The 11,957-nt window shown below is 64.5% G+C and carries 11 protein-coding genes; 1 reads left to right on the forward strand and 10 read right to left on the reverse strand.

Translation table 11 applies throughout. The annotated features are described in order from the left end of the window. Positions 1 to 148 precede the first annotated feature (148 nt). The 7 genes from BLU54_RS17035 to BLU54_RS17065 all read right to left on the reverse strand — a co-directional run bounded on the left by BLU54_RS17035 (position 149) and on the right by BLU54_RS17065 (position 6,303). Positions 149 to 970, reverse strand: a complete 822-nt coding sequence (locus BLU54_RS17035; RefSeq protein WP_091911062.1) for an ABC transporter ATP-binding protein — start codon at positions 968 to 970, stop codon at positions 149 to 151. A gap of 6 nt (positions 971 to 976) precedes the next feature. Continuing rightward, positions 977 to 1,813, reverse strand: coding sequence for an ABC transporter permease (locus tag BLU54_RS17040; RefSeq protein ID WP_091911065.1), 837 nt, complete (start codon positions 1,811 to 1,813; stop codon positions 977 to 979). A 3-nt stretch (positions 1,814 to 1,816) separates the two neighbouring features. Beyond that, positions 1,817 to 2,833, reverse strand: a complete 1,017-nt coding sequence (locus BLU54_RS17045; RefSeq protein WP_091911068.1) for an ABC transporter substrate-binding protein — start codon at positions 2,831 to 2,833, stop codon at positions 1,817 to 1,819. 528 nt (positions 2,834 to 3,361) lie between these two features. Beyond that, entirely contained in the window at positions 3,362 to 4,078 is a 717-nt protein-coding gene (locus BLU54_RS17050) for an SDR family oxidoreductase (RefSeq protein WP_091911071.1), read from the reverse strand. Positions 4,079 to 4,123: 45 nt separating this feature from the next. Continuing rightward, positions 4,124 to 4,798 (reverse strand): peroxiredoxin-like family protein, encoded by a 675-nt coding sequence (locus BLU54_RS17055; RefSeq protein WP_091911074.1) that lies wholly within the window; start codon positions 4,796 to 4,798, stop codon positions 4,124 to 4,126. 70 nt (positions 4,799 to 4,868) lie between these two features. Continuing rightward, on the reverse strand, positions 4,869 to 5,639 hold the full coding sequence (locus BLU54_RS17060; protein ID WP_091911077.1) for an enoyl-CoA hydratase/isomerase family protein: 771 nt from the start codon (positions 5,637 to 5,639) through the stop codon (positions 4,869 to 4,871). Between the two features lie 25 nt (positions 5,640 to 5,664). Continuing rightward, the gene (locus tag BLU54_RS17065; protein ID WP_091911079.1) at positions 5,665 to 6,303 is read right to left on the reverse strand and encodes a glutathione S-transferase family protein; all 639 of its coding nucleotides are present in this window, start codon (positions 6,301 to 6,303) and stop codon (positions 5,665 to 5,667) included. A 154-nt stretch (positions 6,304 to 6,457) separates the two neighbouring features. On the opposite strand from BLU54_RS17065, the gene BLU54_RS17070 reads away from it, so the two are divergent. Then, a complete protein-coding gene (locus BLU54_RS17070; RefSeq protein ID WP_091911082.1) occupies positions 6,458 to 7,342 on the forward strand; it encodes a LysR family transcriptional regulator in 885 nt (294 codons plus the stop codon). Between the two features lie 63 nt (positions 7,343 to 7,405). Here BLU54_RS17070 and BLU54_RS17075 read toward each other — a convergent pair whose 3' ends face one another. From BLU54_RS17075 to BLU54_RS17085, 3 genes are all read right to left on the reverse strand, one after another. Beyond that, complete coding sequence (locus BLU54_RS17075; protein ID WP_091911084.1) at positions 7,406 to 7,813, reverse strand: VOC family protein; 408 nt, start codon at positions 7,811 to 7,813, stop codon at positions 7,406 to 7,408. 417 nt (positions 7,814 to 8,230) lie between these two features. Then, complete coding sequence (locus BLU54_RS17080; protein WP_091911087.1) at positions 8,231 to 9,283, reverse strand: alpha/beta hydrolase; 1,053 nt, start codon at positions 9,281 to 9,283, stop codon at positions 8,231 to 8,233. 22 nt (positions 9,284 to 9,305) lie between these two features. Beyond that, complete coding sequence (locus BLU54_RS17085) at positions 9,306 to 11,873, reverse strand: FepA family TonB-dependent siderophore receptor (protein ID WP_328586143.1); 2,568 nt, start codon at positions 11,871 to 11,873, stop codon at positions 9,306 to 9,308. Between the last annotated feature and the right edge of the window lie 84 nt (positions 11,874 to 11,957).

An 11,957-nucleotide genomic window follows, 5' to 3' on the forward strand; every position in this document is an offset into this window, starting at 1 on the left:
TGCGTGTCGCGTTTTTGACGCGAAATGTTCGTTATCGATGCCGCCGACCCGTTGTCCCGGCCGGGTGTTCGGACGCCGCCAGAGCGGACGGGCGCAGCGCTCCGCCGCCAGCGAATGGACGGGCAGAGCGCAGCATGTATCGGCTGACTCAGCGGCGTACCTCGCGCTGGAATATTTCAAGACTCAGCTTCTTGGCCGCGACGAAGCTGGCTTGGGACAGGGTCTCGACCGTACGTGGACGCGCGTCGTCGTAAGCCAGAATTTCGGCGACGCGGGTCGGCCGCTTGGTGAGCAACAGGATCTCGTCGGCCAGATAGACCGCTTCTTCCAGATCGTGCGATACCAGCAGCATGGTGGTGCCGGTCTGCATGAACACTTCCTGCAGCTTCTCGCGGATGAACAGCGTCATCTCGAAGTCGAGCGCTGAGAACGGTTCATCGAGAAACAGCACCTCGGGGCGCGGCGCCAGGGCGCGCATGATGGAGGCGGTCTGCTGCTGACCGCCGGACAGCTCGTACGGATAGCGCTTCAGATCGAACTTCACATCGAACGACGCGACCAGTTCGTCCATGCGGCGGTCCACTTCGGCCTTGCTTCTGCCTTCCAGCAGCAACGGGTAGGCAATGTTGTCGATGGTGCGTTTCCAGGGAAACAAAGCCTCGCGATAGTTCTGGAAAACGTAGCCGATCTTGGTTTCCTTCAGCGACTTGCCGTCGAACAGGATCTCGCCGCGGTCGATGGGAACGAGCCCGGCGATCATGTTGATCAGCGTACTCTTGCCACACCCGTTGGGTCCGAACACCGAGACGATCTTGCCCTTCGGAATGTCCAGATCGAAATTTTCGTACAGCGGCCACCCGGCGAAGTACTTGGTCAGTCCGCGTATCGTGATGTGCGTTCCCGGCGGGCCAGGCACGAAGCGAGGCGGCGGCACGTCGGCATGGGCTGCCGCGTTCAGGACAGTGTTCATGTCTGTCTATCTCCCGCTCCAGTGCACGATGCGTCGCTCGAGCACGAGGAAGACGATATTGAGGATATATCCCAGCGCGCCCGCGGCGAGGATGGCGGCATACATCGTCTTCACGTTGAGAACCTGCTGGGCGTCGATGATCGCGTGTCCCAGGCCGTTCTCCGAGCCGATGAACATTTCCGCGACGATCACGATGACCAGCGCCATCGATACGGCGGAGCGGAGCCCGACGAAACTCGGCTGCAGGCTTTCCCACAGCAGTACGTCCTTGAAGATGCGCCAGCGGGATGCGCCCATCACCTTCGCCGCCATCGCCCGTTGTTTGCGCGCATTGATCACGCCGTAAGCGCTGTTGAAGACAACGATCAGAAAGGCGCCGAAGGCGGCGATCGCGACCTTGTTGATGTCCGACACGCCGAAGATCAGGATGAACAGTGGGATGAGCGCCGAAGAGGGGGTGGAGCGGAAGAAGTCGATCAGAAACTCCACGCTGCGATACGCCTTCTCGTTGCTGCCCAGCAGGACGCCGAGCGGCACGCCGACGACGCTGGCGATGCAGAAGGCCTGCAATGTCCGCTGCACGGTGACCATGAAGTCGATCATCAGGTCGCCGCCGGCGAGTCCGGTTGCGAGGGCGACCAGTGTGTCGACCGGGCTCGGCAGCAGGATGGCCTTGATGAATCCCATGCGCACGGCCAGATCCCAGACGATGAACAGGACCAGTGGACCGATGAATGGCAGGGCCCGCTCGAGCAACGGCCTGCGTGGCAGGCCCGCGTCGGACGAGGCGGGCGCGCTCCAGCCCGGGGTGCCGCTGGCGGCGTCACTGCCTTTTGCACGCATGGTTCACCCCTTGTAGAGCATGCTTTCGACGGACAGCTTCTTCGCGAAGATGCCTTTCTCGGTGAACAGGTCGAAGTACTGCTGGAAGTAGGCAATGTCGCGCGGCTTGAACTCGTCGTAATAGACATAGTCGGACATCGGCACCTCCGCGGTGAGCGCGCCTTCGATTGCGGTATAGCCTTTCAGATAAGGCCGTGCCTGGGCCGGCGTCTTCTTGACCAGCTCGACGCCGCGCCGATAGGCCGCGATGAATTTGCGCGCCGCGTCCGGATGCGCCTTGATGAACTCACTGGTGAGCGTGGCAGAACCGCCGAACCAAGGGGCCATCGGATCGCCAAGGATGTACTTGGCAACAACGCCCGCCTCCAGCACGCGGGTTGCGCCGTTGAGGCGACCGACGGTGCCGGTGGGTTCAAGCGTGTACACCGCGTCGACCTGACCAGCAGCGATGGCGGCCACGTGCTGCGCGATCGGTAGCTCCCTGACCGACATCCTGCCAAGGCCCGCGCGCTCCAGAATGGTCTTGGCGATGGTGACATTCTGCACGCCGGGTCCGCATGCGATGCGCATGCCTTTGAGGTCGGCCACCGATTTCAGCGTGCTGTCCTTGGCGACGATGAACTCGTCGAGCACATACCGCGCATTGGTCGGGTTCGAGCAGAAGATTTTCATCAACCCCGGCTGCGCTATCTCGCCGACCGCGAGCACCGCGGTGGCGACACCATTGGCACTTCCCTCTGCGCGGCCCGACAGCATCGCCTCCATGGCCTGCTGGGCGGACGCATGTTTCTGCGCCTCGACGTCCAGACCGGCTTCCTTGAAGTAACCCTTTTCCACGGCGGCATAGAAGGGCAGGCCGGACGCAACGGGCCAGTAGCCGATGCGGATCTTCGGACTGCTCTGCGCACGGACGTATGCCGGCAAAGCCAGGCTGCCCGCTGCGGCAGTCGCGCCCTTCAGCAACTGGCGACGGCGAACGGAAAGAACGGTCGGGGAGTCGCTGGAGACGGAATTCTTCATGAGGCTCTTCGGTTCGTGACGGGGAGGGAGACGGACGTGGTCAGCGTTGGCGTCACGCGCCGGCGGCGCATCCGTTTGCCGGGTTCCGCCGCTCGATCAAATGCGTGGTATGGCACGTATTTGGCAGGCGGAGCCGACATCGGGCATGCAGCGCGTTAATCGCGGACCGTCAGACAATGCAGCCGGCATCTTGGATACAACCTTGCAAGCGGTGTGCCAAAGTTTTCGCCGTATTCCATGCGAGATCACTGGGTGATGGCGTATTCGCCGCACCTTTTTGAGTGCGTGGCGCCACGTTGGTGCAGCAGGGTGCACCAAAGATAAACGCGCCTCCGGCGCATCCAGGCCGCGCACCCCCCCCAGCAAAACCGTGGTGCACCACGGAACTGCTCGCCCTGCGTTGCGGGCGATCGCGACGAAGCGTTGCGTCACGGTACGCGTGCCCCGACGCGCGAGGCGCGGGCGGCTTGCTGTTTGGCGGCGCGTGTCCGACTTGCCGCAAGCGCCGCCGCAGCGCCTCGTCGAAACTCAGAACGCGGCGCGACCCAGCGATGCGCCGCCGTCGACGTGCAAGGTCTGGCCAGTCATGAAGCCGGCTTCGTCGGAGAGCAGGAACGCAATGGTCGCGGCGATTTCGTCGGGCCTGCCGAACCGCGCTATCGGGACACCGGAAAGATAGCGTCGCTCGCCATCGCTGCCGGGCGGGTTGTTCGCACGGAACAACTCGGTTTCGGTCGGGCCGGGTGCGACGGCGTTGACGGTGATTCCGGTATCGGCCAACTCCAGCGCCCAGCCGCGCGTGAAACTGACCAAGGCGGACTTGGCGGCCGCATATGCGGTGCGCTGCGGCATGCCCAGGATCGTCAGGCTGGACACGTTGACGATGCGGCCCCATCGATGGCCTGTCATCACGGGCAGTGCCGCTTGCACGGTGAGGAGCGCGGGATGCAGGTTCACGCGCATGACTTCGTCCAGCGCCGGCAGCGTGACGTCGGCCAGCGGCGCGGGTCGGACAAGCCCGACATTGTTCACCACGCCGGCTAGTTCAAAGCGTGCCGTGACAGTGTCGAGCGTGGCGCGGGTGGCGTCGTCATCGGCCAGGTCGACCTGGAAGAATGTGCCTGGGAAATCCTTTGGCGCGGTGCGCGCCATACCAACGACGTGGTGACCCGCATTGGCCAGCCGCGCCGAAAGTGCGAGACCGATGCCCTTGCTGGCGCCGGTAACGAGAAAAGTACGGGACATGAGTGGCTCCGTTGCGGCCCGCCATGCGCGGCGGCCATGAATGCGTCATCGCGCGCCAGCGGCGGCCTTGCGAATCGCCGGCAACATCTCCGACGGTTCGGGACGATGGGTGTAGTCGGGATTCACTTCCGCGTAGACGATCGTGCCGTCGGGCGCGATCACGTAGCGAGCCGGCATCGGCAACGTCCAGCTTGGATCGCCATTGAAAGCCGGCAGGTCGTTTCTCAGCGACTTGTAAAGCGCAATCAAGTAATCGGGCAGCGCGAAGCGAAGACCGAATGCGGCGCCTACGTCGTTGTGCGGATCGGAGAGGATGGGAAAGGTCAGCGCGTTCTGACGTACCGACTTGCGGCTGTTGACGGGCAATTGCGGCGAGATCGCCACCAGGCTTGCACCCGCTGCCTCGATGTCCGGTAATACGTCTTGCAGTGCCTGCAACTCCATATTGCAATACGGGCACCACACGCCACGATAGAACGTCGTGACCAGCGGTCCCCGCCGCAAGAGGTCGGCGGATGACACTTGCGTACCGTCCGGGGCATCGAGCGTGAATGCCGGCGCGCGATCGCCTGCCTTGCGTGCATGCTGCGCCACGCCGGAAGCGATCAGTTCGGCAGTGGCACGGCGCATGGTTGCAATGACCGCGGGCGGCACGTTGTAAGGCGGCTTGCCGGCCTCGAAATCGGCTTTGAATGCGTCGAGCTTGCTTTGAAGGGACATGGGTAAATCCTCGGCAGACATGATGGCGGGAGTGCGGCGGCCCGGCGCGCGTGCCGCTTGGTGGGTGGGCTCAGGTCTGCGCGGCCATCGAGCGCGCCACGTCGGCGGCGCTGATGCCTTCCAGCGCCAGGCCGTAGCCCGCACCTTCGTCGACGATGCGGCGCAGCTTCTGCGTCAGGGCGATGCGGGTGTAGCGGCCGGTCAGCGGCGGTAATTGCGCGAGTTGATTGGCGAGCTCGCGGGCGCGTGACAACAGGCGGTCGCGCGGTACGACTTCGTTCACGGCGCCCCATTCCCTGGCGGTATCCGCGTCGAGTTGCTGCCGCGTCAGGATGAAATAGCGGCCTCGTATGCTGCCGATCACCTCGGGCCAGAGCAGATTCACGCCATCGCCTGGCACGATGCCGAAATCGAAATGCGGTTTGTCCTGAAACACCGTGTCGGGCGTGGCCAGCACGATGTCCGCTAGCAACGCGTATTCGGAGTGCAGCAAGACCGGACCGTTGAGGGCGACGATCAGCGGAACTTCGATATCCAGCAGATTCATCAAGACCTTCTTGCCCTCACGGTAGATTTTGTCGTAGCCGCGCGGCGTGAAGAAGTCGAAGCCTTCGGGGCTGATCTCGTCCATGAAGGCATCGCCAGTGCCGGTGAGAATCACCACGCGGTTGTCCGGATCGCTGCCGACGTCATGAAACAGGTCGACGAACTGTGCGTGCGTGTGGCCGTTGAAGACGAGCTTGCCGCCGGCGGTGTGCAGCGCGATTTCGAGCACGCCGTCGGGGGAGCGGCTGAGGCGGGCATTCGGATAGGCGTTGCGATAGTCATCGAAGCGAGACATGGGGAGGGGCTCCAGTGGTAGGGCGTCAGTTGGCAACGACGAGCGCGTTGACGCGGGTAACGGCGCGCTGCACGGCAGGGCGCTGCGCCACGGTCTCGTACCAACGTGCGAGATACGGATAGGCGTCCATTTCAATGCCGGCAAACGCGCGTCGCCAGAACCATCCGAAATGCGCGATATCGGCGATGCTGTAGGCGTCGCCGGCAACGAACGGCTGGTCGGCGAGCAGGCGATTCAGGAGAGCGGTCACGCGTGACGCTTCGTCGGAGAAGCGTTGCTGCGCGAGTGGCTGGGGCTGGGCCGCCAGCCGTGCAAAAAAGCCTGCATTGCCGAAACTCGGACTCACGCTGGAAGCATGAAAGAACAGTTTCTCGTAGACCCGAGCTCGCTTCATCTCGTCGCCCGGCAACAGCTGGCCATGGCGTTGCGCGAGGTAGACGAGGATCGCAGCCGATTCGCTCAGCGCGAAGCGCTCGCCCGTCGTTTCATCGGTGTGCAGCAGGACAGGCACCTTCCCATTCGGATTCAGCGCGAGAAAGCGCGCTTGCTGCTGCTCGCCGTTCTTCACGTTCACGCCGTGCAGCGCGTAGTCGGCTCCCAGTTCTTCAAGTGCGATGAGCACCTTCACGCTGTTCGGCGTGGCAAAGGCATAAACCTCGAACATGCTGCTTCCTCGGTGGATGGCTCGGTGGATGGCTCGGCGGATGGCTCGGTGGAGGGGCCGTGCGGCGGTCAGCCGTTGAAAACGATTCTGGACGTGTGATCGAAGGAATGGCAGATATCATTTGGCGATAGCTTCTATTCCTCTGGGGAATGAGATGGATCGTTTGCTTGCGATGGCCACGTTCGTGCGAGTGATTGAAGCGGGTTCGTTTTCGGGCGCGGCGCGGTTACTGGGCGTTGGACAACCGGCGGTTTCTAAAACCGTGGCGCAACTCGAGCAGCGCTTGAATGTGACGCTTTTGCTGCGCTCGACGCACGGCTTGACGCCGACGGAAGCCGGCCTGCGCTTCTACGAACGCGCGCGCGTCGCCATTCAGGAGGCGGACGAAGCCGACCTTGCCGCCCGTGGCGAGGGCGCAGGACTGTCCGGGCGGCTGCGCGTCTCGGCGGCGCCGACGTTCGCGCGGCTGCATGTCATTCCGCATTTGTCGAGACTGCTCGACGCCCACCCCGCGCTGGACATTGACGTGGTTTTGGATGACCGGACCATCGATCTGATTGCCGAAGGGATCGACGTTTCGTTGCGGATGGGCACCCTCAGCGATTCGAGCGTTGTCGCACGCAGGCTGGCCTCGTCACGACGCTCCGTGCTGGCCACCGCCGAATACCTCGCGCGTGCCGGGATGCCGCTCGCCCCGGCAGAACTGGCCGGCCATCAAACGGTCGTCTTCAGCCAGCTCAGCAATGTCTGGCAGTTCAGCCGCGATGGCACCGAGGTGTCGGTGCTGGTGCATGGACGGACGCGCTTCAGCGGCGCGGAAGGTATCCGTGCCGCGGTGCTCGCGCACATGGGGCTGACCATAGCGTCGGATTGGATGTTCGCGCCCGAGCTGGCCGATGGACGGGTGGTGAGATTGCTGGAGCCTTGGTCGCTTCCAGACATCGACCTGTGGGCGGTGTTTCCGACGGGACGCCTTGCGACGAGCAAGGCGCGCCTGTTCGCCGATTTCGTGGAGACGGTGATGCGAAGGGAGGCGTGAAACGACGGCACGCGCGTCCGTCGCGCCACGCGGTGAAGACAGCGCGCGCGCTGGCAACCGGCGTCACTTCGTGCTCGGATCCCATTTCGCCTCGCGGTCCTCGCGGGTGTTGATCTCGATCTGGATGCCGCCCGGGGTACGTGCGAAGAAGCGCGAACCCCGGCCGATCCGGTTGAACACTTCCGACTCCAATGCGATGCCGGCTTGCCGGAACGCATGGTGAAGCGCGTCGACTGCCTGCTTGGTCTCGAGTTCGAGGCCGATGTGGAAGTCCTTGTGCCAGGTGACATCGATCGGCATCTTCTCCAACACGATGTCCATGTTGCCGTGGCGCAGCAGCGCGCTATCGGAACCAGGATCGACGAACTCGAGTTTGGCACCAAGGTACTGCTCGAAGAAGTGCGCTTCGCGCGCCACGTCGTGTGTGGGGAAGCTGACGTGGTTGAGTTTTGCTGCTGCGGACAGGTTCATGACAATGCTCGCAATCGGGGATGCGCGGCGGACCGCGATGAGTCGGGCCGTGTCGCCGCAGTGGCGACACGCCGTTTGAAGACTCAATTTTGCGAGCGATTGGGGATTTTGAAACCTCGCATTTCTCCGTCGAGGTGGCGCGCGCTGCAAGCCTGCGGTTACGGGCTGTTGCGCCCGCGCCGGACAGCGCGTCGCATGGGGACTCGCGTTTCGTTCACCGGTCGGCCGGGCGTGGCGGCGTGATCACGGCCGATGACGAGGCGCGCGCAGACGCCCTTGTGCGCCGGTAATTGCCTTCGTTGACGCAGCGGCCGTGCGGGTCGGAAACGGTCGGCCCGGCATCTCAACACGCCCGGGTTTGACTCGCGTCGGCCGACGACGGGCGCATGAGAAAGCGCGCGAATGGCCCGCGGGCGTTCAGTCGAGCACTTTGACGCGTCCGGCTTTGGCCGGATCGTTATCGGGATGGGCAATGCCACGCGCCGCCAGTTCCAGTGCCGGACGAAGCGACGCAGGCAGCATTGGCCCATGGCTGAGCGACGGAAATTCGCGATACAGCACCGCGAGATGCGCTCGCTGCGCAAGACGCTCGGCCAATCGGCGCGCACCGCCTGGCGGGACCGCTGCCCGCAGCGCCCGAGCTTGGCGCGCCGCTGCCGTCGGGTTCGGCCCGTGTGCCGGCTGCGGCGCAGTGCCGGCCATCAGCAGCAGCGTCGTGTCCTGCCCGGCGGGCAGTGGCAGGGCCGCTTCCGCTTCTTGCAAGATGAAGCCTTGATGCCACCACAGCGACGGATCGGCGGCCGCATAGCGGGTGAAAAGCGTTGGATGGCGGAACAGCGTGTGCAGCACGAGCAGGCCGCCGTAGGAATGCCCCCATAGCGTGAGGCGCCGCGCGTCGAGCGGCACGCGTGACGCGACCGCAGGCATGATGTGACGCGCGATCAGGTCGAGAAACAGGTCGGCACCCCCGCCCAGACGCCCACGTGTCTCGTCCTCGAACGTCGGACCGTCCTGTCGCACAGGCGGTGTGTAGTCGAAGGCGCGCGCCGCGACGTCGAAGCGCGTATCGCTGTCCGGACCGATGGCCACGATCACAGGCAAGTCGCCGGCGCGCGCGGCCGCCTCCAGGTCCGACGACGTCAGGCTGTCGGCGACCGCGTTGCCATCGGTCATGCAAATCAGCGGATGACCGCTTGCCGGCACCGCGCCCCGTGGCGTGGCCAGCCAGACCCGATAGCGTCGCGCGCCGTCGGCCGAGACGAAGGGCAACTGGTCGACGGCATAACGATTCGACACGGCGTCCCAGACAGTGGGCCCCATCGGTCGCCCGGGATCAAATCGCGCGCCCGGTGCAGTGGGACGCGGCGCGGCGCAGGCGGCCAGCATCGCGGCGGCGCCAATGCCGGTGAGAAGGTTGCGCCGCTGCGCAGAGCGGGGCAGGTCGGTCGCGTGGCGCGGATGGCGTGTCATTGGTGAAGATCGTCCGTCTGGCTCAAAACGACGCGGTGAGCGACGCCCAGAACGAGCGGCCCGGCTCGTTGTAGGTAGCGGCGCCCGCGCCCGAGATGACATTGGCGCCATTGGAGGTGCCCGATGCATTGCCCTCGCGATACAGACGCCGGTCGAAGATGTTGTGCACCCCGAAGCCCAGACGCAGATTCTTCTTCACCTGGTAGCTGCCGCTAAGGCCCACCAATGCGTAAGACGCGCGCTGTTGCCCGGCGTAGCCGACAACCGGATTGCCTTGATAGTCATATTTCTTCGGCGCCTGATTGCCGTACCACGTCAGCGTCGCCTGCATGCTCAGCAGGCTGGTGGCGCGCCAGTCGAGCGTCGAATTCAAGGTGTATTTCGGGATGATGGAAAGCCGCTCGCCCGTCTCCTTGTTTTTGGAGGTGATCATGTATGTGAGGTTGTTCGACCAATCGAGACTGGCGGAAATGGGCAGCCGGAAGGTGCCTTCCCAGCCTTGCACCAGCGCGCGCGACACGTTGGTCCACTGATAGATGTACGCGCCGTTGCCACCGCTGGCGTTGCCCACCGGCGCCAGGCCGGCATCGATCTTGTTGTGATAATCGTTGCGGAAAAACGTGATACCGGCCAGCAGGCCGTCACGACTGTATTCGACGCCGACCTCCTTGTTCACGCTCGATTCCGCCTTGAGGCTCGCATTGCCCATCAGGTAGCATGCCGACGAAACGCCCCAGCATCCGTTGCCGCTGCTGTAGAGCAGATAGTTCGGGTTGAGCTGGTAGAGATTCGGCGTCTTGTAGGCGCGTGCAATGCCCGCCTTCACTGTCCAGTTGCGCGACAGCGCGTGCGACAGGTTCAGGGACGGGCTCCAGTTCGGCCCCGCGGCGCTGTTGTCGTCGAACCGCAGTCCGGGCGTCAGAATCGTGTTGTCGGTAATCGCGATATTGTCCTCCGCGAACAGCGCCTTGGTGTGCGAAGACATGCGGTCGCTGCGCCCGCTCTGGGTAACGCCAGCGATGCTGCCGCCTGTCGACGTTGACTGCGTCACCGCGCCCGGGTCCGTGAAGGTGGACAGCGTCCACTCCGTGCCGAGCGTGAGAACGTGCTCGACACCTGCCGTCTTCAGCGGCAGGTTGGTTTCGAGGTGCGCCGTGTAGTCCTGCAGCACGGCGGTTTGGTAGGTATCGCTCGCGAACAGGCCGGCCACGCCGCCGGAGAGACCTTCTTCGAGACGCTCGTTGCGCGTCTTTGCGTACTGGAGGTAGGCCTTCACGGTGCCGAAGTCGAACTTGCCGTTGTAGGTTGCGGCGTAGTTCTCCCGGTACATGATGTTGGTTTCGGCGCCGAGGTAGTTCAGCACGCGCTGCGAGGTCGTCGCGAGCGCCCCGGTGTTCGAGGTGCTGAAGTTGTTGGTGTTCTGCGTGTCGCCCGCGTAGATGTTGCCTTGCCGGCTATAGCTCGCGTCGAAGTCGATCGTCTGGTCGGGCGTGAGTTTCCAGGTCAGGCGGCCGGACACGTCGCGGTTTCGAACGCCTTCCCGGCCCGCCGGATAGGTTCCCGCCTGCGTCCCGGAGCGCGGCGTGGTGTGCCCCTGGTTGATGTTGTACGCATCCGCGCCCGTCTTGTTGGCGTTGCCGTACAGGCGAAAGAAGAAGCGATCGGAAAGCGGTCCGCTCAAGTCGAACGTCGCGCGCTGCGTCGAGCCATCGACCGAGTGCTGCGGACGGTCCGCATAAATGCCCACCGATCCGTGCCACTGATCCGTTGGTGGCTTGGTGACGATGTTGACCACGCCGCCCATCGCGCCGGAGCCGTAACGCGCCGCGGCGGGTCCGCGGATGATCTCGATGCGCTCGACCTCCTGCGCCGGGACCCAGTTGGTGTCGCCCCGTGTGTTGCGCTCGCCGCTCCAGCCATAGCGTACGGAGTTGCGACTCGCGACCGGCTTGCCGTCGATCAGGATCAGCGTGTTTTCAGGGCCCATGCCGCGGATGTCGATCTGGCGATTGTTGCCCCACTGGCCGCTCGTCGAGTTACCGGTCAGATTGACGCCAGGCTGCGTGCGGATGATCTCGGCCAGGTCGTTGACCGGCGGGCGCCTTTCGATGTCGTCCCGCGTGATGATGGATGCCCCTGGCGCCTGTTTCGATGCCTGCTCGGCAGTGCCAACCACGACCACCTCGGGCAGCATGCCGACCTCGGGATCATCGATGAGGGCCGCGCTTGGTGCGCCGCCCGGTGCGGCGGTTCGCTCCACCGGCGCCGGGCTTGCTTCCAACGTGTATTCGCCGTGCGCGTCGCGCACCGCGCGCATCCGCGAGCGTGACAGCAACAGGCGCAGCGCCTCGGCATTGGTATAGCTACCATGCACGGCCGGACTGCGTAGGCCGGCGGTCACGTCGGCGCTGACCGACACGGTCGCGCCGGCCTGCTGGCCGAACTGCCGCAGTGCCTGGTCGAGTGACCCGGATGCAATGTCGAACGCATGGCGGGCTTCGGTTTCCGCCGACGCCACCTGGGCATGCGCGAGCGTCGGCGGCAAGCCCAGTGCCCCGCTGACGGCTGCCCATAAAACAGTACGGGCCATCGGCCTGCGAAGCGCATGCCGGCACGTTGCACGTTCATGCCCGCGTCGTGCGACCGTTGCCGCCGTTGCCGCTGGAACGGATGG

Source organism: Chitinasiproducens palmae (genome assembly GCF_900095735.1).
In the GTDB taxonomy this organism is placed as follows: domain Bacteria; phylum Pseudomonadota; class Gammaproteobacteria; order Burkholderiales; family Burkholderiaceae; genus Chitinasiproducens; species Chitinasiproducens palmae.